The organism is Phytoamicus setariae (assembly GCF_016722925.1).
In the GTDB taxonomy this organism is placed as follows: domain Bacteria; phylum Pseudomonadota; class Alphaproteobacteria; order Rhizobiales; family Rhizobiaceae; genus Rhizobium_E; species Rhizobium_E setariae.
Map to the genome: position 1 here is coordinate 213,001 of NZ_JAEQNC010000006.1, position 24,750 is coordinate 237,750.

General features: G+C 59.3%; 27 protein-coding genes and 1 tRNA gene. 20 read left to right on the top strand and 8 right to left on the bottom strand.

What is annotated here, in order from left to right; translation table 11 throughout:
* From JJB09_RS12785 to metG, 3 genes are read right to left on the bottom strand one after another with little or no spacing between them, the layout of a single operon-like run.
* Window positions 1-813, bottom strand: coding sequence for an MBL fold metallo-hydrolase (locus tag JJB09_RS12785; RefSeq protein ID WP_201658904.1), 813 nt, complete (start codon window positions 811-813; stop codon window positions 1-3).
* The gene (locus JJB09_RS12790) at window positions 810-1,595 is read right to left on the bottom strand and encodes a TatD family hydrolase (protein ID WP_201658430.1); all 786 of its coding nucleotides are present in this window, start codon (window positions 1,593-1,595) and stop codon (window positions 810-812) included. Before JJB09_RS12790 ends, JJB09_RS12785 begins: the two co-directional genes overlap by 4 nt.
* Window positions 1,596-1,600: 5 nt before the next feature.
* Window positions 1,601-3,145, bottom strand: a complete 1,545-nt coding sequence (gene metG / locus JJB09_RS12795; RefSeq protein ID WP_201658432.1) for a methionine--tRNA ligase — start codon at window positions 3,143-3,145, stop codon at window positions 1,601-1,603.
* Window positions 3,146-3,428: 283 nt separating this feature from the next.
* Here metG and JJB09_RS12800 point away from each other — a divergent pair, with 283 nt between their 5' ends.
* Window positions 3,429-4,229: a sulfite exporter TauE/SafE family protein gene (locus tag JJB09_RS12800; RefSeq protein ID WP_246748697.1), complete on the top strand. Its 801-nt coding sequence runs from the start codon at window positions 3,429-3,431 to the stop codon at window positions 4,227-4,229.
* 44 nt (window positions 4,230-4,273) lie between these two features.
* Here the strand turns inward: JJB09_RS12800 and JJB09_RS12805 are convergent, their stop codons facing one another.
* The 4 genes from JJB09_RS12805 to JJB09_RS12820 all read right to left on the bottom strand — a co-directional run bounded on the left by JJB09_RS12805 (window position 4,274) and on the right by JJB09_RS12820 (window position 8,310).
* The gene (locus JJB09_RS12805; protein ID WP_201658435.1) at window positions 4,274-5,308 is read right to left on the bottom strand and encodes a DNA polymerase III subunit delta'; all 1,035 of its coding nucleotides are present in this window, start codon (window positions 5,306-5,308) and stop codon (window positions 4,274-4,276) included.
* Window positions 5,305-5,991, bottom strand: coding sequence for a dTMP kinase (tmk, locus tag JJB09_RS12810; RefSeq protein WP_201658438.1), 687 nt, complete (start codon window positions 5,989-5,991; stop codon window positions 5,305-5,307). The genes JJB09_RS12805 and tmk overlap by 4 nt, the downstream gene beginning before the upstream one ends.
* Before the next feature lie 62 nt (window positions 5,992-6,053).
* Window positions 6,054-7,220, bottom strand: coding sequence for a D-alanyl-D-alanine carboxypeptidase family protein (locus tag JJB09_RS12815; protein WP_201658441.1), 1,167 nt, complete (start codon window positions 7,218-7,220; stop codon window positions 6,054-6,056).
* 79 nt (window positions 7,221-7,299) lie between these two features.
* The gene (locus tag JJB09_RS12820; protein ID WP_201658444.1) at window positions 7,300-8,310 is read right to left on the bottom strand and encodes a septal ring lytic transglycosylase RlpA family protein; all 1,011 of its coding nucleotides are present in this window, start codon (window positions 8,308-8,310) and stop codon (window positions 7,300-7,302) included.
* A gap of 312 nt (window positions 8,311-8,622) precedes the next feature.
* Here JJB09_RS12820 and JJB09_RS12825 point away from each other — a divergent pair, with 312 nt between their 5' ends.
* The 4 genes from JJB09_RS12825 (at window position 8,623) to JJB09_RS12840 (ending at window position 10,973) form a co-directional block, all read left to right on the top strand.
* Window positions 8,623-8,970, top strand: a complete 348-nt coding sequence (locus tag JJB09_RS12825) for a YidB family protein (RefSeq protein ID WP_201658447.1) — start codon at window positions 8,623-8,625, stop codon at window positions 8,968-8,970.
* Window positions 8,971-9,027: 57 nt separating this feature from the next.
* Entirely contained in the window at window positions 9,028-9,462 is a 435-nt protein-coding gene (locus JJB09_RS12830) for a hypothetical protein (protein ID WP_201658450.1), read from the top strand.
* A 211-nt stretch (window positions 9,463-9,673) separates the two neighbouring features.
* A tRNA-Ser gene (locus JJB09_RS12835) sits at window positions 9,674-9,763 on the top strand.
* A gap of 187 nt (window positions 9,764-9,950) precedes the next feature.
* Complete coding sequence (locus tag JJB09_RS12840; RefSeq protein WP_201658452.1) at window positions 9,951-10,973, top strand: L,D-transpeptidase family protein; 1,023 nt, start codon at window positions 9,951-9,953, stop codon at window positions 10,971-10,973.
* 42 nt (window positions 10,974-11,015) lie between these two features.
* On the opposite strand, the gene phnF is transcribed toward JJB09_RS12840, so the two are convergent.
* Window positions 11,016-11,756, bottom strand: coding sequence for a phosphonate metabolism transcriptional regulator PhnF (gene phnF / locus JJB09_RS12845; protein WP_210341723.1), 741 nt, complete (start codon window positions 11,754-11,756; stop codon window positions 11,016-11,018).
* Window positions 11,757-11,837: 81 nt separating this feature from the next.
* On the opposite strand from phnF, the gene phnG reads away from it, so the two are divergent.
* The 15 genes from phnG to JJB09_RS12920 all read left to right on the top strand — a co-directional run bounded on the left by phnG (window position 11,838) and on the right by JJB09_RS12920 (window position 24,706).
* On the top strand, window positions 11,838-12,302 hold the full coding sequence (gene phnG, locus JJB09_RS12850) for a phosphonate C-P lyase system protein PhnG (RefSeq protein WP_201658454.1): 465 nt from the start codon (window positions 11,838-11,840) through the stop codon (window positions 12,300-12,302).
* Window positions 12,302-12,913 carry a phosphonate C-P lyase system protein PhnH gene (phnH, locus tag JJB09_RS12855; protein WP_201658456.1) on the top strand — a complete coding sequence of 204 codons (612 nt, stop codon included), beginning with the start codon at window positions 12,302-12,304 and terminating at the stop codon, window positions 12,911-12,913. Before phnG ends, phnH begins: the two co-directional genes overlap by 1 nt.
* A gap of 2 nt (window positions 12,914-12,915) precedes the next feature.
* Window positions 12,916-14,031, top strand: coding sequence for a carbon-phosphorus lyase complex subunit (locus tag JJB09_RS12860; RefSeq protein ID WP_201658458.1), 1,116 nt, complete (start codon window positions 12,916-12,918; stop codon window positions 14,029-14,031).
* The gene (locus tag JJB09_RS12865; RefSeq protein WP_201658460.1) at window positions 14,028-14,900 is read left to right on the top strand and encodes an alpha-D-ribose 1-methylphosphonate 5-phosphate C-P-lyase PhnJ; all 873 of its coding nucleotides are present in this window, start codon (window positions 14,028-14,030) and stop codon (window positions 14,898-14,900) included. The genes JJB09_RS12860 and JJB09_RS12865 overlap by 4 nt, the downstream gene beginning before the upstream one ends.
* Entirely contained in the window at window positions 14,900-15,676 is a 777-nt protein-coding gene (gene phnK / locus JJB09_RS12870; protein ID WP_201658462.1) for a phosphonate C-P lyase system protein PhnK, read from the top strand. Before JJB09_RS12865 ends, phnK begins: the two co-directional genes overlap by 1 nt.
* A gap of 35 nt (window positions 15,677-15,711) precedes the next feature.
* Entirely contained in the window at window positions 15,712-16,419 is a 708-nt protein-coding gene (phnL, locus tag JJB09_RS12875) for a phosphonate C-P lyase system protein PhnL (protein WP_201658465.1), read from the top strand.
* On the top strand, window positions 16,416-17,030 hold the full coding sequence (locus JJB09_RS12880) for a DapH/DapD/GlmU-related protein (protein WP_201658468.1): 615 nt from the start codon (window positions 16,416-16,418) through the stop codon (window positions 17,028-17,030). Before phnL ends, JJB09_RS12880 begins: the two co-directional genes overlap by 4 nt.
* Window positions 17,031-17,157: 127 nt before the next feature.
* Window positions 17,158-18,003, top strand: coding sequence for a phosphonate ABC transporter ATP-binding protein (gene phnC, locus JJB09_RS12885; protein WP_201658471.1), 846 nt, complete (start codon window positions 17,158-17,160; stop codon window positions 18,001-18,003).
* A 92-nt stretch (window positions 18,004-18,095) separates the two neighbouring features.
* On the top strand, window positions 18,096-19,001 hold the full coding sequence (gene phnD, locus JJB09_RS12890) for a phosphonate ABC transporter substrate-binding protein (protein ID WP_201658474.1): 906 nt from the start codon (window positions 18,096-18,098) through the stop codon (window positions 18,999-19,001).
* Window positions 19,002-19,071: 70 nt separating this feature from the next.
* Window positions 19,072-20,034 (top strand): phosphonate ABC transporter, permease protein PhnE, encoded by a 963-nt coding sequence (gene phnE / locus JJB09_RS12895; protein WP_201658477.1) that lies wholly within the window; start codon window positions 19,072-19,074, stop codon window positions 20,032-20,034.
* The gene (gene phnE / locus JJB09_RS12900) at window positions 20,031-21,542 is read left to right on the top strand and encodes a phosphonate ABC transporter, permease protein PhnE (protein ID WP_425523722.1); all 1,512 of its coding nucleotides are present in this window, start codon (window positions 20,031-20,033) and stop codon (window positions 21,540-21,542) included. Before phnE (JJB09_RS12895) ends, phnE (JJB09_RS12900) begins: the two co-directional genes overlap by 4 nt.
* A gap of 70 nt (window positions 21,543-21,612) precedes the next feature.
* Complete coding sequence (locus JJB09_RS12905) at window positions 21,613-22,320, top strand: DUF1045 domain-containing protein (RefSeq protein WP_201658483.1); 708 nt, start codon at window positions 21,613-21,615, stop codon at window positions 22,318-22,320.
* Between the two features lies 1 nt (window position 22,321).
* Window positions 22,322-23,461: an alpha-D-ribose 1-methylphosphonate 5-triphosphate diphosphatase gene (locus JJB09_RS12910; RefSeq protein ID WP_201658486.1), complete on the top strand. Its 1,140-nt coding sequence runs from the start codon at window positions 22,322-22,324 to the stop codon at window positions 23,459-23,461.
* Entirely contained in the window at window positions 23,458-24,057 is a 600-nt protein-coding gene (phnN, locus tag JJB09_RS12915; protein WP_201658489.1) for a phosphonate metabolism protein/1,5-bisphosphokinase (PRPP-forming) PhnN, read from the top strand. The genes JJB09_RS12910 and phnN overlap by 4 nt, the downstream gene beginning before the upstream one ends.
* A gap of 169 nt (window positions 24,058-24,226) precedes the next feature.
* Window positions 24,227-24,706, top strand: a complete 480-nt coding sequence (locus tag JJB09_RS12920) for a lipocalin-like domain-containing protein (RefSeq protein ID WP_201658492.1) — start codon at window positions 24,227-24,229, stop codon at window positions 24,704-24,706.
* Window positions 24,707-24,750: the final 44 nt, after the last annotated feature.

A 24,750-nucleotide genomic window follows, 5' to 3' on the forward strand; every position in this document is an offset into this window, starting at 1 on the left:
TCAGTATTCGATTTCGATCCGCATTCCGTCAAACGCCGGCTCAACGTGATCCGGCGTTTCTCGCATGACCATGTCGTAGTCCAGCGGGATATGCATGTGAGTCAGGACGGCGTGCTTCGGCTGAAGCCTGTCGATCCAGCCCATCGCCTGCTCAAGCGAAAGATGGCTGGGATGGCGCCTGTATTGCAGGCAGTCTATCACCAGCGTATCCAGTCCCTTGAGCTTTTCCACCGATGCATCGGGAAAATCGCTCACGTCGGTGCAATAGGCGAAATCGCCGATGCGGAACCCGAGCGAATGGCTGTCGCCATGCTGCTGCCAGACAGGCAGGAATGGAATGGCGCCACCTGGCCCATCGACCTCGAATATCCCTTCGAGATCCGGGATAATCTTTGAACGGCAGATCGGGGGGTAGGAACTTCCTTCCGGCGTTTCGAAGCAGTAGCGGAAACCTTCGAGCACGCGTTCCATTGTCAGGGCGTCACCCCAAACCGGCATCCGGTGCTGGTTCTTGTAGACGAAGGAGCGGACATCATCGATGCCGTGCAGGTGATCGGCATGCGCATGTGTCAGCACCACGGCGTGAAGATCGGTCGCCGCGACAGCGATCATCTGGCTGCGGAAATCCGGCCCAGTATCGATCGCGACCGATGTGACGGAACCGTCCTCGGCAAACTGCTCCACCAGCAAGGCTGTACGGCTGCGCCGGTTTTTCGGATTGTTCGGGTCGCAAGCCCCCCAATCTCCGGTGATGCGTGGAACGCCCGGTGAGGACGCGCAGCCGAGGATGGTGAAGCGACGACGTCCCATCAGGCGGCGACCCTAGTCATTTTGGCGAAGCACCGGAATGCGTTTTCGGTGGTGATCGCGGCAATCTCCTCCGCGCTGACGCCGATCGTTTCTGCCAGGATTTCAGCGGTATTGGTGACATAGGACGGTTCGTTGCGCTTGCCGCGCCATTTCTTGGGCGCGAGGTATGGCGCGTCCGTCTCGACGAGGAGCCGGTCGCGCGGAACGTCGCGGGCGATATCCCGGATGTCTGTCGATTTCGGAAAGGTCAATATACCGGAGAAGGAGACATAGCCGCCGAGTTCAACACCCGTGCGCGCAAGTTCGGCACCGGATGAAAAGCAGTGCAGCAGGAACGGGAAGGCCCCGTTGGCGTGCTCTTCGCGCAGGATGGTCGCCATGTCGTCATCGGCGGAACGGGCATGAATGACCAGCGGTAGTCCCGTGATGCGGGCAGCTGCGATGTGTCGCCGCAGTCCCCTCGCCTGCTGTTCGGGCGTCGCATAGTCATAGAAGTAGTCGAGACCTGCTTCGCCGATCGCCACGCATTTCGGATGCTCGGACAGCCGGACGAGATCTTCGACTTGAATGTCCGGCTCCTCATGCGCGTGATTGGGATGTGTTCCCACCGAGCAGAAGACTTGCGGATAGGCTTCCGCGATCGCCTTGATCCGGTCAAAACGATGCACCAGCGTCGAGATTGTAATCATCTGCTTGACGCCGGCATCAGAAGCGCGACCGACCAGGTCGTCGCGCTCCGCATCGAAGTCAGGAAAATCCAGATGGCAATGCGTGTCGATAAGCATCCCGACTACTGCTCCTTCGGCGGGAAATATTTCGGGAAGACGGGTTCCGGCTTGTCGAGTGGAACGCCGCTTTTCAGCCTGCCGGTTTCACCGAGGTAGGAAAAATGCCGCTCGCCGGCCGGAATGGCCAGCAGGTCGAGAAGCTTCGACGCCGAGCCGGGAACGAACGGCTGCAGCATGATACCGATCTGGCGGACGATCTCGGCCGTGACATAAAGCACTGTCGCCATCCGCGCCACATCGGTCTTGGCAAGAGCCCAGGGCGCCTGGGCGGCGAAATAGCCGTTGGTCTCCGAGCTCAGCGCGAAGACGGCGGCAAGCGCCTTGTGGATCTGCTGGGTCGCCATTTCCTCGCGTACGGTGGCTATGGTCCGGTCCGCAAGTTCTATGATGGCATCGTCATCCGAGGTGAAGGCACCGGGCGATGGAATCTGACCGTCGCAGTTCTTGACAATCATCGACAGCGAGCGCTGAGCGAGATTGCCGATATTGTCGGAAAGATCGGCGTTGATGCGATTGGCGATCGCCTCTTCACTGTAGGAACCGTCCTGGCCGAACGACACTTCCCGCAAGAAGAAATGCCGGACCTGGTCGCAGCCGAAATGTTCCACAAGTGCGAACGGATCGACGACATTGCCAACCGACTTCGACATTTTCTCGCCCTTGTTGAGCAAGAAACCATGCGCATAGACGCGATGTGGCAAGGCGATCCCTGCCGACATCAGGAATGCCGGCCAGTATACGGCATGGAAGCGAATGATGTCCTTGCCGATGATATGCGTCGCCGGCCAGAACTTCCAGTGCGGGCTGTCCGTGTCGGGGTAGCCGGCGGCAGTGATGTAGTTGGTCAGCGCATCGACCCAGACATACATCACGTGCTTGGGATCGCCCGGAACAGGGATACCCCAATCGAATGTCGTGCGGGAAACGGAAAGATCCTTCAGACCGGATTTGACGAACGAGACGACCTCGTTGCGGCGCTCATCCGGACCGATGAAGTCGGGCTGGTCGACATAGAGTTTCAGCAGCCGGTCTTCATAGGCAGACAGCCTGAAGAAATAGCTTTCCTCCTCGACCCATTCGACGGGGCTTCCCTGCGGCCCAAAGCGAACGCCGTCGCGGACTTCTGTTTCGCCTTCCTGATAGTAGGCTTCGTCGCGTACCGAGTACCAACCGGAATAGCTGTCCTTGTAGATATCGCCGTTCTCGACCATCTTCGTCCATATGTGCTGGACGGCCGCGTAGTGGCGTGGCTCGGTCGTGCGGATGAAATCATCGTTGGATGCATTGAGCAAAGCACCCATGCGGTGAAACTCCGCAGAGTTCCTGTCAGCAAGTTCCTTGGGTGTGATGCCTTCGTTGCGCGCGGTCTGCTGCATCTTCTGGCCGTGTTCGTCGGTGCCGGTCAGGAAGAGGACCGGGCGGCCATCCAGTCGCTGGAAGCGAGCAAGTGCGTCAGTTGCAATCAATTCGTAGGCATGGCCGATGTGCGGCTTGCCGTTCGGATAGGAGATTGCGGTGGTGATATAGAAGGGCGAATTGTTGCGCATTCGCAAAGGCCTTTTGGAACTATCTCTGGTACTTCAGGCGCTTCTAGAACAAATGCCGAGGAAGGGAAACAGCTTCGGTGGAAATTTTGGCCAAAGACCTGAATATGGGCGGCGGCCGGTCACAACGCTCTGGCTTTCCCTTTGAGATCGGTGCGCTGACTTGACTTGAAGGCATCGCAAATATATCCGGAAACTGTGTGGGTAGCCGGTGGTTGCCGTAGACGAGGCAATCTGAAGCCGAACATGACCGGGGGCATCTTGTCATGTTTGAAGGGGATTACATTTGGCATTTCTAAGTCTGCTTGAACCGCTCTACTCGGTTTCGGGACTGCTTGTCGGAATTCTTGTCGGTATTACGGGAGTGGGCGGTGGCTCGCTGATGACACCGTTGCTGGTTGTCATGTTTGGCGTTCATCCCGCGACCGCAGTCGGGACCGATCTGCTTTATGCCGCGATCACCAAGTCGGCTGGAACCGTCGTGCACGGGGCCAACAAGACGATCAACTGGCGCATCGTAAAGTTGCTGGCGATGGGCAGTGTGCCGGCAGCGCTCATCACACTGTTCCTGATGTCTGGCGTCGATCGCAAGAGCATCGCGGCCGTGTCGCTCATTACGTATGCTTTGGGCTGGATGCTGTTCCTGACCGCCTTTCTGCTGGTTTTCCGATCGCAGATCGTGGCTCGGGTCGCGGAATGGCGAAAACACCATAAGCCGATCAGCGAAAGGACGGTCAGCACTGCGACCGTGGTTCTTGGCCTGGTGCTCGGCACGCTCGTCACGCTCACTTCGGTCGGTGCAGGCGCGCTCGGCGTTACAATTCTTCTGATCCTCTATCCCCGACTGCAGATCCGTGACGTCGTGGGCTCCGATATCGTGCACGCAGTGCCGCTGACCCTTGTCGGCGGCATTGGCTACTGGATGATCGGCGAGATCGATTGGGCATTGCTGGTCTCGCTGTTGATCGGCTCGATACCTGGAATCATCATCGGCAGCCACCTCGCGCCCAGGATGCCCGACAAGATCATTCGCCCGATTCTCGCCATCACCCTTGCGCTGGTCGCGTTGAAGTTGGTCCTGAGTTGAGGTCGCTTTGACTTCCCTGAGCGTATGGGAAGTCAGCCGCAGGATCAAATGGCGGCAGCCAACTCGCCGAGAGTGGTCAGCACTGTCTGCTTTCGGTCGAGATTGTAGGCGTCCGAAATGTTGAACCGGTCTGTAATCGTCCGCTGCAGCATCGACAGCGCGTAAGCCGCGTTTATGTCGTTGGCAAGTGCAGCCTCGCGCGCCCGCTCGGTGACGAATTGACCGAGATGGTCGAGGAAGAACTGGTAGAGCGTATCGTGGTCTTTTTGCGTTACCGCGTCGGCGAGTTTGTGCATTGCCTTGCGTTGCGCCGGTCCTTGCTGTTTGAGGATCGCATCGAATACATCGAGAATTTCAAGCCCACCATAATTCACCAGTTTGATCGCCTGAGAGGCGCTTCCGCCAGCAAGCGCCAGAACCCTGTCGCGTTGTCCGGGGGGGACGTTGATGTTGAGATGGCCGAGCGCGGCGATCAGATCGGGTTCGTCCAGCGGCCGCAACATCAATGGCAGGCAACGGGAGCGGATGGTCGGCAAAAGCTTGCCCGGCGCGTGCGACAAGACAAGAAACAGCGAGCGACGCGGCGGTTCTTCCAGGATTTTGAGGATGGCGTTGGCGGCACTGCGGTTCATATCATCAGCGGTGTCGAGAATGACGATGCGCCAATTGCCGGTGCCGGATGTCTGCGAAAAGAACTTTCCAGCCCTGCGGATCTCGTCGACCGTGATGATGGACTTGAGTTTGCCCGTCTTGGGATCGGTTGGCCTGCTGATATGCAGCACATTGTGAGATGCACCGGCAGCGATCTGGCGGAATATCGGTGAATCCCGGTCCGGCATTTCCATCTGCGTCGGTGCTTCCGTCGGCTCGGGGTGTTTCAATACATGATTGGCGAAACGAAACGCCAGCGTCGCCTTCCCGATACCCTCGGGGCCCTCGATCAGGATGGCGTGATGGCCTTTGCCCGAACCGTATGCTTGCGCAAGAAAGCTCTGGGCCGCGTCGTGGCCGAAAAGGTTGGTGTTTTCCGCCGGTGCAATCGCCCCGTCGAGCACCTGGCTCTGAACTTCATTGCTCACGCGCTGCCGGTCTCCTTGACCCTGGAAGAATGGATGGGCAGCAGCGGTTCGATGATGGACAACACTCTGTCGGCGATATGCTCCGCCAGCCCGGATGCATCGACGACCCGGCAGCGCAAAGGCTCTCGGTCCGCGATGTCGAGAAAGGCCTCGCGGCGCTTCTCGTGAGTGTCGAGTTCTTCCTTTTCGAAGCGGTCAGGCGTTTGCGGCCCATTTCCCATCTCCGCCCTCGCCTTGGCGCGCCGGAGCCCTTCAACGGCAGGCAGATCCAGAATGATGGTGCAATCCGGCATGACGCCATTGACTGCAATGCGCTCCAGATTCTTGATGAAGTCAGGCTCGAGGTTGCCCGTAATACCCTGATAGACCCGGGACGAATCGATGAACCGGTCGCAAAGTACGACTGCGCCGCTTTGCAGGGCCGGACGGATGACCTCTTCCACATGGTCGTTTCGCGCGGCCGCAAAGAGCATAGCCTCCATGCGGGTTCCATATTCCTCGGCAGCACCCGACAGCAGCACGTGGCGCACGGCTTCGGCGCCTGGAGAGCCGCCCGGTTCGCGGGTCACCAGCACATCTATGCCTTGGCGGCGGAGACGATCGGCGAGCAGTCGGATCTGGGTACTCTTGCCAGTCCCCTCGCCGCCTTCGAATGTCACAAAGAGACCCTGTTTAGATCGCACCAGCCTGTCCGTTCAAAATCCGGGCGTCATCAAATGTCTGACGCTATCTCGCGGCTACACTGTCACAGCCAGAAAAACAACAATTCCTTCAAGCCGTCAAAGGCTTTGGAGGTTAGCGTGCCAGTCCCTACCGCCCGCACCGCGTGTACGGCGACATCACTGACAGGGCGTTCACCCACGCTAATGGTCATCGTGCCTATGCGCTGGCCGGGCGCAATTGGCGCCTTCAAGGGCCACGTATACGTTATCCTTGCGCGAATTCTGTCGGGATTGTCCACCGGGACATAGATATCGACATTCGCATCTGCCTGCAGCGGCACGTGGCTTGAATCGCCGCCGAAAACCGGAGCTTCCGCGACAACCTCACCCTTGCTGAAAACGGTGTGCCGTACGAAGCTCGTCAAGCCCCAATTGAGTACCCTTCGCGTTTCCTCGCTACGCTCCTTGTCGCTGCTCAGCCCGCTCATGGCAAGGAACAGGCGCGTTCCGTCGCGCTGGACCGTTGCGACGACGGCATAACCGGATCCCTCGGCAAAACCCACAGCCATGCCATCGACCCCGATATTCATGGCTACGAAAGGATTCTTGTTGCGCTGCCTGATCTTGTTCCATTCGAAGTCGGCTTGCGAGTAAAGCTTGAAATAGTCTGGATACTGCGTGTGAATATGCCGGGCAATCGTAACGAGATCGCGCATCGATGTCTTATTCGCCGGATTAGGCAGCCCATTGGAGTTGCCAAGTACCGATTTTTGCAGGTCAAGTTCTGCGATACGCTTGTTCAGCAGTTCGGTGAATGCCGCTTCCGTGCCGGCGAGCCCCTCACCGAGGATGATACAAGCATCGTTGGCAGAATGGACGATGACGCCCTGTAGCAGATCGCTGACCATGATACTGGAATTGAGCGCCGCAAACATCGTCGAGGTGCGCGACAATGCGCCTCCCGTGCGCCAGGCATACTCGGAAACCTTGAACTGGGCATCCGGACGCAGTCGACCCTGCTGAAGTTCATTGAAGACATATTCGGCGGTGAAAAGCTTGGCCAGCGAAGCTGGTGGGATGAGCGCATCCTCGTCCTTGGCTAGCAGGACAGTGCCCGTACTGTCCTCGATAAGGAAGAGTTGCTTTGCCTTCGTTTCAAACAGCGCCGTTTGTGCCAAGGCGCCCGACGCCGGGGCAAACCCTGCAAGCAGCCAGAAAACGACGACAAAATGTCTTACGAAGGTCGGCAAATTCTCTCCCTGGGAAATGTTTGCATGGCAATAATGAACTGAAATTGCTGCTGCAACAAGTCCGGAGTGAATTCGTCGCCTACTGGCTTGCGATGTTCCTACGCAACTCCGACTGGCGAATGCTCTCCGGTGTCAACTGTTCATTGGACGCGAGAATGACTTCAAAAGGGCTGCTGGCTTCGTTGATTCGAGCTTCGACATATGCCGACAGAGCACCGTTGTTGCTCTCGTAGACAACCGGGCGGTCCGCGGGATACGGGCCGAACTCAGGCAACATGACGAACTGCTCGAACTCGGCCAGGGCCTGCAAAGCAGCAGGATCGGCGGTCGATTGTAGCGCTGTTGCAGCGGAATGATATTCGACCTGTGCCTGCAGCGTGTTGTCCGGAACTTTCAAGCGCTTCTCGTTTGATGCGACCATGACGCCGGTGGCAATTTCGCCCTGTGGGTTGAAGCGCTTGATGCGATCGCCCTTGCGCGAGAATGAAGCCATCAGGAACGGCATGTCGCGCCCGTCCATGCGCGCCCTGCCAACATATTGCACCCGCACCACGCCGGTGCCGTGATGCTGCAGGTCCAGCATGTCGGCGGCTTTGTTGGAAAGGTCGATGATACGCCCAGGATGATAAGGACCGCGATCATTGACGCGTACGATGACAGAGTCGCCGCTCGCCACGTTGGTCACGCGCGCATAGCTCGGCAGCGGAAACGTCGGATGGGCGGCAGAGAGATGGTATTGGTCGTAGACCTCGCCGTTGGCGGTCAACCGGCCGTGAAAGGCGGAGCCGTACCAGGAGGCAGTGCCGACTTTGTCGTACTTCTTGTCTTCCTTCGGCGCGTACCACTTGCCCTTGACTTGATAAGGCTTGCCGACGATGTCGCGGCCGCCACCCTTGGGTACGTTGCGCCCGGTATACACGCGCGGGCTGGCCTTGACACCATATTCCTTCTCGGAAAAGTATTCCTTGCTGCGCTTGGTCGTCTGGCGTTTCGTCGACGTGCCGCAGGATGCGACTGTCGCGCACATGAGCCCGAGAAGAAGCCACTTTGCCCCTCGCCCCCAGAGTGCTGCATTGTTGTTTTTTTTCATGCGTCCCGCGCCGCTGTTTCTTTCATTCCGTCATGAGGGCGTCCACGCCGCCCGGCGAACGCACCCTCATTAACCACACTTGGTGAAAATGATGCCAACAACTAGGCGGAATTGCGAACGGTTTCCGCAAATGGGACGGAATTTCGAATGTTATGGTTTTCAAAGGGTTAACCGGCGGGGGAATTGGCACCCTTCAGCGCTCCAACATTAACGCTGCTACTGGCACCATCTCAGGGTTGTGTTATTGACAGCCAAAGGGCAATGGCTAATATCCGAGATCGGGGTGTGAACCACGTAGACGGAGGATTGAACATGAGTCTGCTGGACAACATCGGCAACCTAATTAGCGATGCAATGGCTGGAAAACAGATCGACCTGATGTCTCTCGCGCAACAAGCCTTGGGCAACTCTGGCGGCATGGCACAGATACTCAATCAGTTGCAACAGGCTGGCCTGGGTGAGCAGGTCTCGTCATGGCTTGGCAATAGCGGCAATCTCCCGATCTCGGCGGAGCAGATAAAGGCCGCTTTGGGAAATGAGCAACTGGCGAATCTGGCTGCTTCGCTCGGGATCGATATCAATCAGGTGGCAAGCGTGCTTTCGCAGCAGCTGCCTGATGCGGTCGACAAGGCAAGTCCGAACGGGCAGCTCGATTCCTGACAGCCCACCACTCAACAGGCCGGAATATCCCGGTCCAATCTGACAAGAGGTAAGAGAATGTCGACGAAACTCCTTCTCTCTGCATGCGGTGTGGTGCTCGCGGCCTTGGCTTTCAGCCAGCCTGCCAACGCGCTGACCATGAAAGAGTGCAGCGCCAAGTACAAGACCGCGAAAGCTGATGGTTCCGACCAGGGTCTGAAGTGGAATGATTTCCGAACCAAATTCTGCGGCGATGATGCAACGGCCGAACCGGAGGTCTCGCTTGACAGCAACGAGGAGCCCGCCAAGCCGACAGCCAAGGCACCGAGGGGCGTAATGTTCCCCTCGAAGGTCTCTGCCAAGTATTCGTCTGAAACGGCCGGCAAGGCACGCCTGCACACCTGCGTGGATGCCTATCACGAAAACAAGAAGAACAACACGCTCAACGGCCTGAAGTGGATTCAGAAGGGCGGCGGCTATTACAGCCTCTGCAATGCCAAGCTCAAGAGCTGATAAGGCATGTTTTTGGATTAAATGCGCCCCGGATTTCGAGCGATCGGTCGGAGCGCAGTTGTTTTGATGGCCTCAACGAAGTCTGCTGGCCCGGTTGACGTGATCATCAAAGCTGGTAAAAGGCGTTCGCGCTCGAATGTTGCTTGCTTGGGGGCTCCGATTTCCGATTAGGGTTTCGCGCCAGTGTAATGGCAAGCAAATACCATGTGCTGGATGGGTGTCCGAGTGGTTTAAGGAACCGGTCTTGAAAACCGGCGTGCGGGAAACCGTACCGTGGGTTCGAATCCCACCCCATCCGCCAGAAGAAGTCAGGTACCGGCAAGTCTGTTTCGCTATAGAACGATGGCTCCGGGCGTTAATTTTTCGGTAACCGTTCAGGCTGATGATGCAGGACGGTCATGTGCAGATAGACTGAACTGTTCGGCACCGAGTGGAAAAGCCAAACGCAACCGATCAGATCTGTGACGGAAATTTCGAAAGCCATAGCGATGCCCTATTCCAACAGTTCATCCCTGCCGCGCGCCAAAAAGTCGGCGCTGAGTGTACTGGCTCTTTTGGGATTGGTGGTCGGATCAGGCTGCACGACTGCTAGCCTCGATGACCTCGCTCCGTCCACCGCAATTTCCCCCAAACTCGCCCGGGAGGTGAAGGCCAAGGGCTTTCGCGAGCAGGACGCAGTACTCGTGCGTATTTTCAAGGAAGAAAGCGAACTCGAGGTCTGGAAGAAAAAAGCGTCTGGCCAGTATGCGCTTTTCAAGACGTACCCGATTTGCCGTTGGTCCGGCAAGCTTGGGCCGAAAAAGAAAAACGGCGACCGGCAGGCTCCGGAAGGGTTCTATCAGGTGTCGACAGGCATGCTGAACCCGAAATCGCAGTATTATCTCTCGTTCAATCTGGGATATCCAAATCGTCTCGAAGATGCACTGGGGTATTCAGGCGAAGCGTTGATGGTGCATGGCGCTTGCTCGTCCTCGGGCTGCTATGCGATGTCCGATCAGGGCGTGTCCGAAATCTATGCTCTTGCCAACAAGGCATTGCGGAGCGGTCAGCAGCAGTTTCAGGTACAGGCCTATCCCTTCCGCATGAGCACAGCCAACATGAGCCGCCACACCGGCGACCCGAACATGGCGTTCTGGCGCGACCTCAAGGTGGGCTACGACAGCTTTGGTCGCACAAAGCAGGAACTCAAGATTTCAACCTGCGGCGGTCGCTATGTCGTGAACAAGAATTTTCCAAGCGGCGAGCCGACCGATCCACTCGCCGCTTGTCCGGCCGACATCAACCAGACCGATTCCAGCTTGCTGACGGCGTCGACCACACAGGAACACAAGACGCCTGAAGTCGTGACCTCCTATGCCAGTGCGTATGCCGATGGCGGCATGCACAGCAGTTTTCGCCAGCAATTGAAGGATCTCGGCGCCAAGCGCATGGCGGCTCGCGTCTCTACGATCAAATATCCCATCAGCCGGCCGGAGGCCGCATTGTCGGATCCGTTCGAACGTCACGACTAAGGCTGCAGCGTTCGCATAGCATCGGCATGTTTGTTGGCAAGACTACTGCGTATCGAACCGTAGTGCGATCCGATCGGCCGCAAAGATCGTCCGGGAGTACTGGATCGGCATCTGTACGAGATCCGTATTGACCGACGTGGCTTCTAGCACGACCGAACCTGCGCCGATTCTCAGATGGGACGCTTCCTCTGCCGTAGCCAGGCGCCCTGCGACTTCGGTCGAAAGCCGGATATAGTCGGCAACACCTTGTTCCGCAAATGCGCGTGTCACCGAGCGGTGATGCGCGATAAGTGTAGCCATATCCGGGAACCGCGTGGCGGAAAACCAGGCTGTTGCATAGGATACTGCTTGCTGATCGGCAAAACTGACGATCTGAACACGCAAGCCCAGTTCCTCATCCGATAATCGCAATGCATGTGCCACATCCTTTGGCGCGACGGACTGTTCCGAGCCGATGACGGTCATCGCGATCTCGTTTGCCTGTTTTGCCAATCCCTCCGAAAATCGGGCGCGCCGCGCAATCGGGAACACCAGCTTTTCACGCCGCTTTATCATTGTGCCGCGTCCCTGCACCCGGCTCAGCATCCCCTCTTCGACAAGCGCTGCGATGGCGCTACGGACGGTATGGCGATTGACGCCGAAGCGTTGCGCCAGAACGGTTTCCGGCGGCACCATGCCGGTTTCGTCAAAATCTCCGGCAAGCACCGACCTGCTGATTGCATCGGCAATCTGTTTCCAGGCTGAGATGCCGCTATGGCGGTCGATCACGTAATTTTCGTTCATGTCACATGCCTGTCACGTGGCTGATCTAACAGATGCAATATGTCTAGTTATCTAGACCAATAGACATCTGGAGTAAAGATAATGTCAACGGAAAGACGCCTGGACGAAGGCCTGGAGAGGCGACGCCGGACCATGGAAGTCCTGGCGCGAGCCGATGAGAAAGAGCTCGCTGCGGCGTGGTCTGCACTGGGTAATCCTCCCGATTTTACTGCGGTGCGCGGCCCCGAAACCGGCCTGGTGATGGTGCGCGGCCGCATCGGTGGCGGCGGTTCCCCATTCAATCTCGGCGAGACGTCGGTCAGCCGTGCCACGATCCGTCTTGAAACCGGCGAGATCGGCCATGGCCACGTCCTGGGTCTCTCCCGGAAAAGCGCTGAGCTAATCGCATTGTTCGATGCCCTTGCGCAACGCCCGGAACTGGCCGGCGCGGTCGATGACCTGGTGCTGCGTGTGTCGGATCGCCTTGCTGACGAGGATGCGCGCGAAAAACGGCGCACGGCGGCGACCAAGGTTGAATTCTTTACTATGGTTCGGGGAGACGATTGATGGCTTACCAGAACACAGCCTATGTCGGCGGGTTCGACAGTCCCGTATTTCAGTCGCAGGCGGTCTTCAAGGCGCTGATGGACGGCATGGCCCAGCCGGGCAGCCTGCAGGTGCTCGACGTGAATGTTGCGCCCCCGGCCGCCATGGGTGTTGCGGCTGGCGCAATCGCCCTTGCTCTTTGCGACCACGACACACCAGTCTACCTGTCGATGCCGCTGGTTGAAGCGGCATTGCCGGCATGGTTGGCTTTCCAGACGGGTGCTTTGGTCACAGACGATCGCACGGAAGCCCATCTTGCCTTTCTAGATGTCACGAGCTGCCTTCCGCCGCTTTCCACCTTCTCGGCGGGCACGCAGGAATACCCCGATCGCTCCGCAACCATCGTGCTTGAACTACCGGCACTCTCCGGTGGCGAGCATGGTTATGTGCTCGAGGGACCGGGAATCGAGACCGAGGCGACCATCGCGCCGGTCGGCCTGCCCGACAGTTTTGAGGATCTCTGGCGCGCGAATGGCGCACTTTATCCGCGCGGCGTCGATCTCATCCTGAGCGCCGGAAAGAACATGCTGTGCCTGCCGCGAACGACCCGCATCCGCAGAGGGAGAAACTGATCATGTATGTTGCCGTAAAGGGCGGTGAAACCGCCATTGCCAACGCACACACGCTTCTCGCCGACAAACGGCGCGGCGATCGCAACCTGCCCACCATCGCCATCGAGCAGATCATGGAGCAGCTGACGCTCGCCGTCGACCGAGTGATGGCGGAAGGCTCCCTCTATGATCGCGAGCTTGCCGCGATTGCCCTCAAGCAAACGCGCGGAGATATGATCGAGGCGATCTTCATCGTTCGCGCGCACCGCACGACATTGCCACGCTTCGGCTATTCCAAGCCGATCGACACCGGCAAGATGCTGGTCACGCGCCGGATTTCTGCGACGTACAAGGATCTGCCTGGTGGCCAGTTGCTCGGCCCCACCTTCGACTATACCCACCGCCTGATCGATCCGTCACTGGCTGGAGACAGCGAGCCGGGCCAGCCGGTGGAGAAGGAATCCGACGATGCGGCGGTCCTCCGGGTTTCGGAAATCCTGGCCCATGAAAACCTGATCGAGGCTGATGGCCAGATGCCGGCTGGTCACCTGACCGGCGACATCACCCGCACGCCGCTGGAATTCCCCATGGAACGCGATTCCCGCCTTCAGGCGCTTGCCCGCGGTGATGAAGGCTTCCTGCTGGCGCTCGGCTATTCCACCCAGCGCGGTTACGCCCGCACCCATCCGTTTGCCGGGGAGATTCGCATCGGCGAGGTCGACATCGAGATCGACGTGCCGGAACTCGGCATTTCCCTGTCCATCGGCCGCATTCAGGTGACGGAATGCCAGATGGTCAACCAGTTCAAGGGTTCGGCCAAGCAGCCACCGCAATTCACCCGCGGCTACGGTCTGGTATTCGGCCAGAGCGAACGCAAGTCGATGGCCATGGCGCTCGTCGATCGGGCCCTGCGTGCGCGTGAATTCGAAGAGGATGTCGTGGCCCCGTCGCAGGACGAGGAGTTCGTCATCTCGCACTCCGACAACGTCCAGTCGACCGGCTTCGTCGAGCATCTGAAACTGCCCCACTATGTCGACTTCCAGGCGGAACTGGATCTCGTACGCCGCATGCGCGTCGAATACGAGGCCATGAAAGCCGGCGCGGTCGATGACATCGTACGGAAGGAAGCCGCAGAATGACCGGCCTCGAAACCACTACTGCCTACAACTTCGCCTATCTCGACGAGCAGACCAAGCGGATGATCCGCCGCGCGATCCTCAAGGCAATTGCCATTCCCGGTTACCAGGTCCCGTTCGCTAGCCGCGAAATGCCGATGCCCTATGGCTGGGGCACCGGCGGCGTGCAGGTCACAGCGGCCATCATCGGGCCTGACGATGTGCTCAAGGTGATTGACCAGGGTGCCGACGACACGACCAATGCAGTCTCGATCCGGGCCTTCTTCCAGAAGGTCGCAAATGTCGCCGTCACGACCAAGACCACCGATGCGACGATTATCCAGACGCGCCACCGCATACCGGAGGAAGCGCTGAAGGCTGGCCAGACGCTGGTCTACCAGGTGCCGATTCCGGAACCTTTGCGCTTTCTCGAGCCGCGCGAGACCGAAACCCGCAAGATGCATGCGCTGGAGGAATACGGCCTCATGCATGTAAAACTCTACGAGGATATCGCCAAGAACGGCGAGATCGCCACGACCTACGCCTACCCGGTGAAGATCGAGGGCCGCTATGTCATGGACCCCTCGCCCATCCCGAAATTCGACAATCCGAAGATGCACCGTTCCTCGGCCCTGCAGCTCTTCGGCGCCGGCCGCGAAAAACGCATCTACGCCGTACCGCCCTACACGGATGTTGTCAGCCTCGATTTCGACGACCATCCCTTCACCATCCAGTCGTTCGAGAAGCCGTGCACGCTCTGCGGCGCGCGCAATGTCTATCTCGATGAAGTGATCCTCGACGACCGGGGCAACCGCATGTTCGTGTGTTCAGACACCGATCACTGTGAGACCCGACGCGAGCAAGGCTACACCTGCACCGAGGAGGCTGCATGATGGAAAACCTACCCCTTCTGAAGGTTCAGGGTCTGTCGAAATTCTACGGTGGCCGCATCGGCTGCACAAACGTCTCGTTCGACCTCTGGCCCGGTGAAGTGCTGGCCATCGTCGGCGAATCCGGTTCGGGCAAGACGACCTTGCTCAACAGCCTGTCGACGCGCCTGACGGCGGATGCCGGCATGATCCAGTACCGGATGCGCGATGGCGCAATGCGTGACATTGCCCGCATGAGCGAGGCTGAACGACGCCTGCTGATGCGTACGGACTGGGGCTTCGTGCACCAGAACCCGGCTGACGGGTTGAGAATGTCGGTGTCAGCCGGCGCCAATGTCGGCGAGCGCCTGATGGCGGTCGGTGATCGTCACTACGGTTCGATCCGCGCAGCGGCCACAGACTGGCTGAGCCGGGTCGAAATAGCCCAAGACCGTATCGACGACCAGCCGCGCGCCTTTTCCGGCGGCATGCGCCAGCGACTGCAGATTGCCCGCAATCTGGTGACCTCTCCCCGCCTCGTCTTCATGGACGAGCCGACGGGTGGCCTCGACGTTTCGGTCCAGGCGCGTCTGCTCGACCTGTTGCGCGGCCTGGTTCAGGATCTCGGGTTGTCAGTCATCATCGTGACCCATGACCTCGCCGTAGCCCGCCTGATCTCGCATCGGATGATGGTGATGAAGGACGGCCATGTCATCGAGCAGGGACTTACCGACCGCGTCCTCGACGACCCGCGCGAACCCTACACACAGTTGCTCGTTTCATCGATCCTGCAGGCGTGAGCAGGCTCCGCCTCAGTTAAACAGGAAAGCACATCATGCTCCCTCCCCTTATGGTCACCAACGTGGCCAAGACATTCACCATGCACCTGCGCGGCGGCCTGAAGCTCCCCGTGGTGGAGAATGCGGCGCTCACGGTCAATGCCGGTGAGTGCGTCGTGCTCGGCGGCCCGTCCGGCGTCGGCAAAAGCTCGATCCTCAAGATGATTTACGGCAACTATGGCGTGGATCAGGGCGAAATCCTTTTCATTCACCGCGGTGAGCCGGTCAATCTTGCCAAGGCCGACCCGCGGCTGGTGCTGGAGATCCGCCGGGAAACGCTCGGCTATGTTAGCCAGTTCCTGCGCACAGTGCCACGTGTGGCGGCTCTCGACATCGTCGCCGAACCGCTGACCGCGCGCGGCCAGTCCATTGAGGAGGCTCGAGCAATCGCTGCGGCCATGCTGGCGCGGCTCAACCTGCCGGAAGCCCTCTGGCAACTGCCGCCCGCCACCTTCTCCGGCGGCGAGCAGCAGCGCGTCAACATTGCGCGCGGCTTCATCACCGACCATCCAGTGCTGCTGCTGGACGAACCAACCGCATCGCTGGATGCCCACAACCGGTCTGTCGTCGTCGACATGATCAACGAGAAGAAAGCCAAGGGCGTCGCTCTGCTCGGCATCTTCCACGACGAAGATGTGCGCAACCGGATCGCCGACAGGATTGTCGACGTATCGACGTTCTCCTCGCGAAAGGCCGCGGCATGACCAGGTTGAGCCGAGAGCCCTTCATCCACTCGACCGCGACCGTCACCGAAAGCCGGCTGGGTATCTACACCGAAATCACCGAACATTGCCGGATCGCCGAGTCCACCCTGGACGATTATTCCTATGTGATGGAATACGGCATGATCTGGTGCGCCCGGATCGGCAAGTTCGCCAACATTGCTGCCAATGTCCGCATCAACGCGACCAATCATCCGATCACCCGTCCCACCCTGCATCACTTCACTTACCGTTCCGGCGACTATTGGCCGGATGCCGGCACAGACACGGAGTTCTTTGCGCGCCGACGGGAGAATTTCGTCTCGATAGGCCACGATGTCTGGATCGGTCATGGTGCGACCGTTCTTCCCGGCGTCCGCATCGGCAATGGGGCAATCATCGGCGCCGGTGCCGTCGTCAACAGGGATGTCGAGCCCTACACGATCGTGGGCGGCGTGCCGGCGCGAAAGATCCGAGAACGCTTTTCCCGTGAGATCGCTGAACGTTTCGAAGCGCTCGCCTGGTGGGACTGGGACCATGCGAAAATCCGTGCAAACCTCGATGCCTTCAGGGCGTTGAGCGCGGAAGAGTTTCTCGAGCGCCACGGCGCCTGAGGTTTTATCTGATGCGCTGTCGGGCGCTGTGGATTGTCATTCAACTGTCATCGAACTGACACCGCAGCGTCAAGCAGCACGACTAAACCCCTCGCCAAAGCAACAAGTATAATCAGGGATTGGCAGAATGTTCGAATTCAGAAATGTCACGCGGCAGTTCGGCTCCAAGACAGCAGTCGATAGCGTCACGCTCGACATTCCGGCAGGCCAGATGGTCGGCATCATCGGACGTTCCGGTGCAGGCAAGTCGACGCTCTTGCGGATGATCAACCGGCTGGCCGACCCTACATCCGGGTCTATCCGTTTCGGCGATCGCAACGTGTCGCAACTGAAGGGCGCCGATCTGCGCCGCTGGCATCGGGATTGCGCGATGATCTTCCAGCAGTTCAACCTGGTGCCGCGCCTCGACGTTCTGACCAACGTCCTGCTCGGCCGCCTCAATCACCGCTCGACGGTGTCCAGCATCCTCAGCATGTTCACGAGGGAAGAGCGCATCATGGCGATTGCCGCGCTGGAGCGACTGGGCATCGAGCAGACGGCGCTGCAGCCGGCCGGCACGCTTTCGGGCGGTCAGCAACAGCGTGTCGCGATAGCCCGCGCCCTGATGCAGGAGCCAAAGGTTGTGCTCGCCGACGAGCCCATCGCTTCGCTCGATCCCCTGAACGCCAAGATCGTCATGGATGCACTCAAGAGCATCAATGAACGCGATGGCATCACCGTCATCACCAACCTTCACACGCTCGACACTGCGCGTGCCTATTGCCAGCGCATCATCGGCATGGCCGCCGGCCGGGTCGTGTTCGACGGATCCGCCGACGAACTGACTTCCGAGGCCGTGCACAGGATCTACGGCGCCGCCGGCGGCGCCGAACTCGATGAAACGATCACGTCGACCAGCATCAACGTTCCGGTCGCCGCGATGAAAATGCAGCCTGCAGGTTCCATAAGCCCGCTGGCCTTGCACGGCGCCTGAGCGCCCCGGAGATCGCCCGCCCGCGTCAAAGGCATCTAGTATCCGCATTGACCCCAAGTTCCGGCCTGGCCGGACTGACTGGAGATAGACCTATGCTTAAGAAAACCCTTCTTGCAGCCACCGCGCTCATGGCACTGGCGGGCGCGGCACATGCCGAGAACCTCAAGGAATTCCGTATCGGCATCATCGGCGGCGAAAACGAGGCCGATCGCCTGAAGTCCTTCCAGTGCATGGTCGAAAAGCTGCCGTCCGTGCTCGGCGTTGAAAAGGTATCGCTGTTTCCGGCCGCCGACTATGACGGCGTTGTCCAGGGCCTGCTGGGCGGCACCCTCGACTATGCCGAGCTTGGTGCTTCGGGCTATGCCAAGATCTACCTCGCAAACGCCAATGCCGTCGAACCGATCCTGACCACGGTCCAGACCGATGGCTCGCACGGCTACTACTCGATCATGGTTGCGCGCAAGGACAAGGGCTACAAGTCGCTCGCCGACCTGAAGGGCAAGAAGCTCGGCTTCGCCGATCCGGACTCTACCTCGGGCTACCTCGTTCCGCTCGTCACGCTGCCTGAGAAAATCGGCGCGCCGGTTAAGGAATATTTTGCAGAAACCGGTTTCGGCGGCGGCCATGAGAACCTCGTCCTCGAAGTCGTCAAGGGCACGTTCGATGCCGGCACGACATGGGGTTCGGGTGTCGGTGAATTCAAGGACGGCTACACCTCCGGCAATCTCCGCAAGATGGTCGAAAAGGGCATCCTCAATATGGACGATCTGGTTGAACTGTGGCGCTCTCCGCTGATCCCGAACGGCCCGATCGTCGTTCGTACCTCGCTCGACGCCGACATGAAGACGAAGTTCAAGGACTTCATGGTCAAGCTTCCGGAAACGGACCCGGCCTGCTTCTCCGCCATCCAGGGCGGCGACTTCAAGAGCTATACCGAAGTCGGTGTCGATTTCTACAAGCCGATCATCGATGCCCGCAAGGCGACCATCGGCGGCTGATAGCTGAACGGAACATCGCCGCCGGAAGCCCTCTTCCGGCGGCGTTTTCCTGCGGCAAAGAAAGAACAAGATGCACAGCACAACGGCCACTCCCACACTTGGCGAAAACGGAAAGTTGATTGAGCGCCATTGGCGCGAAATGTCAGCCCGGCGCCGGACCTACTCTGCGATCGGATTGCTGTTGCTGGCGCTGGCGCTCGGCGCTTCGCTCTGGTTTGCCAATGACAGCAATTCCGGCAAGTTCTTCGACCGGCTGCCGCATCTTTTCGATTTTGTCGAAGAGTTGATACCCCGCGATCCCTGGGAGGTCTTCAGGGCGCTGCTGGACCTGCGATCCCCCTATGACGACGGCAGTTTCAAATACAACTACGTGGAGGGCCGCTACTACGTCACCAGTAGCCTCTACATCCCCGAATATGTCTACAAGATGCTCGAGACGGTCAATATCGCGATATTCTCGACGCTGATCGGCATGACGTTCGGCTTCATCCTCAGCTTTCTCGCCGCGAAAAACATGATGCCAAGCCGCTGGGTCCGCGCACCGGTACGACGGATCATGGAAATTCTGCGGGCATTTCCCGAAGTCGTCATCGCAGGATTTTTCCTGGCGATCCTGTCGCTCGGACCTGTGCCGGCCATTATCGCGGTGACGATCCATACGATCGGCGCGCTGGGCAAGATGTTCTACGAGGTGGTCGAAAATGCCGACATGAAACCCGATGAAGGGCTCCGCGCGGCCGGTGGAAACTGGTTTGAGCGCGTCTGGTTCGGCATGGTGCCGCAGGTGATGCCCAACTTCGTCTCCTATGCGCTGCTGCGCCTGGAGATCAACGTCCGCGCCTCCACCATCATCGGTGCGGTGGGCGGCGGCGGCATCGGCGAGTTGCTCAGGCTCTCGATCAGCCAGGGCCATGAGGCAAAGACGCTGGCGATCATCATGCTGCTGCTCGCCACAATCATTGCCGTCGATCAATTCTCGGCCTGGCTGCGGCGCAAACTTGCCGGCGACCACGCTTTTCAAACCCTACATTGAGCCGGAGTCTGGCAATGAATGCAATCGACATGGAAATGGTCGCCGCCAGGTATCCGGCGCTTGTCACACGACCAGGATGGCAGCGGCTGAGGATACCGGTAGTCCTCACCGTCACCACCCTCTATCTTCTCTTCAGCTTCTGGTTCTTCTCGTTCGCCCAAGTCTTCTCGACAGCCAATTGGGGCATCGCCGGCGCATATCTGGCGGATTGGGTCAGCTATGAAGAGCGACCCGACATCCGCATCGAAGCCGACGGCGCAATGCGCGTGGTCTTTCCGAACAATTCCTCGCTTGGTGCCGATCCCCACCCGGACTGGCTGACGAAGGACACGGCAACGATTACCCGCGCAGTTGAGGTGCAAGCTGCAGCCAAAGCGGCGCCGGCTGAAAAATCGTCGACTTTCAACTTCATGGCCCCGGATCCTGCAGCGGTGGCGACGCCGGATCAACCGGTCAACAAGATGGTCAAAACAATCGATGAGACCGTCGTTACCCGCGCTAGCGTGCGATTCAGCGGTTCGATTTCTGCCGACATAACAGCAACGCGCGTTGAAATTCGCAATGGTGGCGACACCCTCACGCTGCCGCTTGGCGGAGCGGACATCCAACCGGTCGCCCCTCTGCCCGACTGGGCGTCACAGCCCTATGCCGGCGGTAAAGTTATCGTCAGCCTGGGCTTGCCGGGCTGGATGGAAGTCGAGCCGGATCGCGTCAAGATCCGCAAGCGCTTTCTCGGTTGGGCGAATTTCATCTTCGACACAAATTCGCGCTTCTTTGGCCGCACCACTGGCGAGGTAGTTTCGCTGATCGCGTCCGGTCCGAGGCTGGATCCGGGCCAGAGCAATGCATCGCTGGCGCTCAACGACGTCCTTTACAATCCATCGTGGCAGCATCTGGATGTCTGGACCAAGCTGTTGCAGACGATTGTCATGGCCTTTGTCGGCACGCTGTTTGCAGCCGCCCTTTCCTTCCCGCTGGCATTCGTCGCTGCCCGCAACATCACCCGCAGCAGGATTGCCAATCAGGTGGCGAAGCGGTGCTTCGATTTCCTTCGATCAGTCGACATGCTGATCTGGGCGCTGTTCTTCACTCGCGCGTTCGGTCCGGGACCGCTCGCCGGCATGTCGGCGATTTTCTTCACCGATACCGGCACGCTCGGCAAGCTTTACAGTGAAGCGCTGGAGAACATCGACAACAAGCCGCGCGAGGGTATTCGCTCGGTGGGGGCCGCGGCGCCCGCCGTCCATCGGTTCGCCATCATCCCTCAGGTTCTGCCGGTTTTCGTCAGCCAGGCCCTCTATTTCTGGGAATCCAACACCCGTTCGGCCACGATCATCGGCGCGGTTGGCGCGGGGGGCATCGGCCTCAAGCTCTGGGAAGCGATGCGCACCAATTCGGACTGGGAGAATGTGGCCTATATGGTGATCCTGATCCTTATCGTGGTCTACATCTTCGACACGTTGTCGAATGTCCTGCGTTCAAAACTGATCGGACCGGTTTCACGCTAGTGTCACATAAACTCGCTAAGGCACCAACTCGGCTGCGGCGATGACCGCTCCGAGTCTCACAGGAAACACCATGCGCTACGCAATCTATTTCACGCCCCCGGAAGGCGATCGGCTCGCCGTTGCCGCCTCCGCCTGGCTAGGCCGTGATCCCGGCAGCATTTTCCCGGTCGGCGAAACAGAAGCGGACGGATTCTCCGCAGCCGAGATATCGGCCCTGACGGCAGAGCCGCGGCGTTATGGCTTTCACGCCACGCTCAAGGCGCCGTTCGAACTGGCTGATAATGCTGACGAAGACGCGTTGCTTTCCGCTTTCGACGCGTTCGCCGAGGCAATGTCGGCGATCGAAATCAACTCCTTGTCACTTGGGCAACTGGGCTCGTTCTTTGCGCTCGTTCCCGGTCAATGGAGCAACGAGCTCGAAGCCTTTGCCGCAGAATGCGTGCGCCATTTCGAACCGTTCCGGGCGCCGATATCGGCGGCGGATATCCAGCGCAGGAAGCCCGACACGTTGAGCGCGAGCCAGTTGCACAATCTCGAAACCTGGGGCTACCCCTACGTGTTCGAGGATTTCCGTTTCCACATGACGTTGACGGGGCAGGTTCCCGCCGAGGCACAGGATGCCGTTCGTTCTGCGCTGGAAGCCCGCTTTGCCTCCTTCATCGGCAAGCCTCTCGATATCTCCCATCTCGCACTATTCGCCGAACCCGAACGGGGAGCGCCCTTCTATCTCAAGAGGATCAAGCCTCTCAGGGCCGCCCGTGAAAAAAGGACTGCATGACATGACCAAGCAAACAGTATTCAGGAATGCCCGGATCGTTCTCGAAGATGAAATGGTGACCGGGTCCATCGTCATCGAGGATGGACGGATCGCCGACATCGATACCGGCCCGAACACGGTCGGCGAAGATTTCGAAGGCGACTACCTGATCCCGGGCCTGATCGAGTTGCACACCGATCATCTGGAGTCGCACTATTCGCCCCGCCCTGGCGTCCGCTGGATGAAAACGGCAGCTATTCAGGCCCATGACGCCCAGGTCGCGGCGTCAGGCATTACAACGGTGTTCGACTGCCTCAGAATGGGCTCAGACGAGGATGGCGGGTTCGAAAAGGGTGAGATGCGTGACATGGCCGATGCGCTTGCCGCTGCGGCTCGCGACAATCGGCTGAAGGCCGAGCATCTGATCCATTTGCGCTGCGAGGTCTCGTCCGCCGACGTGATGGACCACTTCGAATGCTTCGAAGACGATGCTCAGGTCCGGCTGGTCTCGCTGATGGACCATGCGCCCGGCCAGCGGCAGTTCCAGACCATGGAGCAGTACACGCTCTACTACCAGACCAAGCGCGGCATGTCGGACGAAGCCTTCGCCACGTTTGTCGCCCGCCGACAGGAAGCATCCGCCCTCTATGCCAAGAAGCACCGCGATGCGATCGTCGATGCATGCGCAGGTCGCGGCATCACGGTGGCTTCGCACGATGATGCAACAATCGAGCATGTCAACGAATCCATCGGCTACGGCGTGCGGCTTGCGGAATTCCCGACCAGCCTGGAAGCTGCGCGCGCATCCCACGAAGCGGGTCTCAGCGTGTTGATGGGCGCTCCAAACATCGTTCGCGGCAAGTCGCATTCGGGCAACATTTCCGCCCGTGACCTGTCAGATGCCGGCATCCTAGATGTGTTGTCGTCGGACTATGTGCCGCTCAGCCTCGTGCATGCGCCGTTCGTTCTGAGCGACGGAGATGACGGCATGGCGTTGCCGAAAGCCATCGCCATGGTCACGGCGACCCCTGCCCGCACAGTGGGCCTTGACGATCGCGGCCGGATTGCCGATGGCCTTCGCGCCGACCTCGTCCGCATCCATCGCAAGGATGGCGTGCCGGTGGTGCGTTCGGTCTGGCGTGAAGGGCACCGGGTGATATGAACAGCGATGATACAAGCGCCGCCGGTACGATGGTCGTCGTCGTCGGGCCGAGTGGCGCCGGCAAGGACAGTCTGATGGACTATGCCCGGCAGCGGCTGCGGGACAACGACGCATACCAATTCGTGCAGCGTTGCATCACCCGTGACAGCGCTGCGGGCGGCGAGGATCACCAGCCGGTGACCATCGATGAATTCGAGGACATGCGCCGGCAAGGTAGGTTCGCGGTGTCCTGGGGCGCGCACGAACTGTTTTATGGTATCCCCGCGCAATCGCTGGAAGAGGTTCAGCGTGGCCGGACGCTCATCGCCAACGGTTCGCGCATTGCGATACCGGAATTCAGGAAGGTCTATCCAAACCTAGTCGTCGTCTCGATAACCGCCGATCGCGCGGTCATCGCCAAGCGATTGATGGCGAGAGGCCGCGAAACCGCCGAGGAAATCGAGCGGCGCCTCAATCGCGCCGCCGACGCCTGGGAAACCGATTGCGAGATCGTCGCAATCGACAACAGCACGTCGCTTGAGAGCGCCGGCGAACGGTTCGTGTCGGCGTTGCTGGCCATTGCCGGCGTCAGGGTCCCCGAAACGGTGGCAGAATAGAAGAAGGCCGGCGCTTGCCCCAGCCACTAACGTAAATGTGGAATGCTCTCTGTCGCAAACATCCGTCGCAAAAACCACTCGCAAAAGTCGGAGTTTCGGCGGATACTTGCGACAGAGTTCACTGCAGGCATTTTAGCTCCGACAGTTAGGATTTTCACAAGGAATGCCCTTGTTCGAGATTTCGCATTGCAACGGTGAACTAAAGGACTACCCGATGCACGCTGAAGATTTGGTCGGTATCTGGATCATCGATTCCTTTCAAATTGAGGACCGCGCAACAGGAAAGCGGACGCAGCCTTGGGGCGAGCGCCTGTCTGGAATGGTGATATTTAATCCCGAGGGCCGCATGTCTGCCCTAATCACACCTGGTGGTCGATCACACCCAAAGACCGAAGCCGATGAGGCAGCAGCTTTCCGTTCGATGCTGGCTTACTCGGGTCGATACAGGGTCGAGCCGCCTAACCGACTCGTTACCACCGTCGACATCGCGTGGTTTGAGCCCTGGGTCGGGGGCGAGCAAGTCAGATACTTCGACTTATCTGGCGACAGCCTGACGCTTACAAGTGCACCTCTGAATATGCCCCAACAGAATGCGCCGATGTTCGCTGTTGTAACTTGGAGGCGAGAACTGGCTCCGCAATGCGACTGACCTAACGACTCCGAAAGAAGGACATTCTGCGACAGTTCAATGCG

Coding starts and splice junctions, on each gene's coding strand:
- JJB09_RS12790 (WP_201658430.1), bottom strand. CDS start 1,595: ATGCTTATCGACACGCATTGCCATCTGGATTTTCCTGACTTCGATGCG.
- metG (WP_201658432.1), bottom strand. CDS start 3,145: ATGCGCAACAATTCGCCCTTCTATATCACCACCGCAATCTCCTATCCG.
- JJB09_RS12820 (WP_201658444.1), bottom strand. CDS start 8,310: ATGAAAAAAAACAACAATGCAGCACTCTGGGGGCGAGGGGCAAAGTGG.
- JJB09_RS12825 (WP_201658447.1), top strand. CDS start 8,623: ATGAGTCTGCTGGACAACATCGGCAACCTAATTAGCGATGCAATGGCT.
- JJB09_RS12830 (WP_201658450.1), top strand. CDS start 9,028: ATGTCGACGAAACTCCTTCTCTCTGCATGCGGTGTGGTGCTCGCGGCC.
- JJB09_RS12840 (WP_201658452.1), top strand. CDS start 9,951: ATGCCCTATTCCAACAGTTCATCCCTGCCGCGCGCCAAAAAGTCGGCG.
- phnF (WP_210341723.1), bottom strand. CDS start 11,756: ATGAACGAAAATTACGTGATCGACCGCCATAGCGGCATCTCAGCCTGG.
- phnG (WP_201658454.1), top strand. CDS start 11,838: ATGTCAACGGAAAGACGCCTGGACGAAGGCCTGGAGAGGCGACGCCGG.
- phnH (WP_201658456.1), top strand. CDS start 12,302: ATGGCTTACCAGAACACAGCCTATGTCGGCGGGTTCGACAGTCCCGTA.
- JJB09_RS12860 (WP_201658458.1), top strand. CDS start 12,916: ATGTATGTTGCCGTAAAGGGCGGTGAAACCGCCATTGCCAACGCACAC.
- JJB09_RS12865 (WP_201658460.1), top strand. CDS start 14,028: ATGACCGGCCTCGAAACCACTACTGCCTACAACTTCGCCTATCTCGAC.
- phnK (WP_201658462.1), top strand. CDS start 14,900: ATGGAAAACCTACCCCTTCTGAAGGTTCAGGGTCTGTCGAAATTCTAC.
- phnL (WP_201658465.1), top strand. CDS start 15,712: ATGCTCCCTCCCCTTATGGTCACCAACGTGGCCAAGACATTCACCATG.
- JJB09_RS12880 (WP_201658468.1), top strand. CDS start 16,416: ATGACCAGGTTGAGCCGAGAGCCCTTCATCCACTCGACCGCGACCGTC.
- phnC (WP_201658471.1), top strand. CDS start 17,158: ATGTTCGAATTCAGAAATGTCACGCGGCAGTTCGGCTCCAAGACAGCA.
- phnD (WP_201658474.1), top strand. CDS start 18,096: ATGCTTAAGAAAACCCTTCTTGCAGCCACCGCGCTCATGGCACTGGCG.
- phnE (WP_201658477.1), top strand. CDS start 19,072: ATGCACAGCACAACGGCCACTCCCACACTTGGCGAAAACGGAAAGTTG.
- JJB09_RS12905 (WP_201658483.1), top strand. CDS start 21,613: ATGCGCTACGCAATCTATTTCACGCCCCCGGAAGGCGATCGGCTCGCC.
- JJB09_RS12910 (WP_201658486.1), top strand. CDS start 22,322: ATGACCAAGCAAACAGTATTCAGGAATGCCCGGATCGTTCTCGAAGAT.
- phnN (WP_201658489.1), top strand. CDS start 23,458: ATGAACAGCGATGATACAAGCGCCGCCGGTACGATGGTCGTCGTCGTC.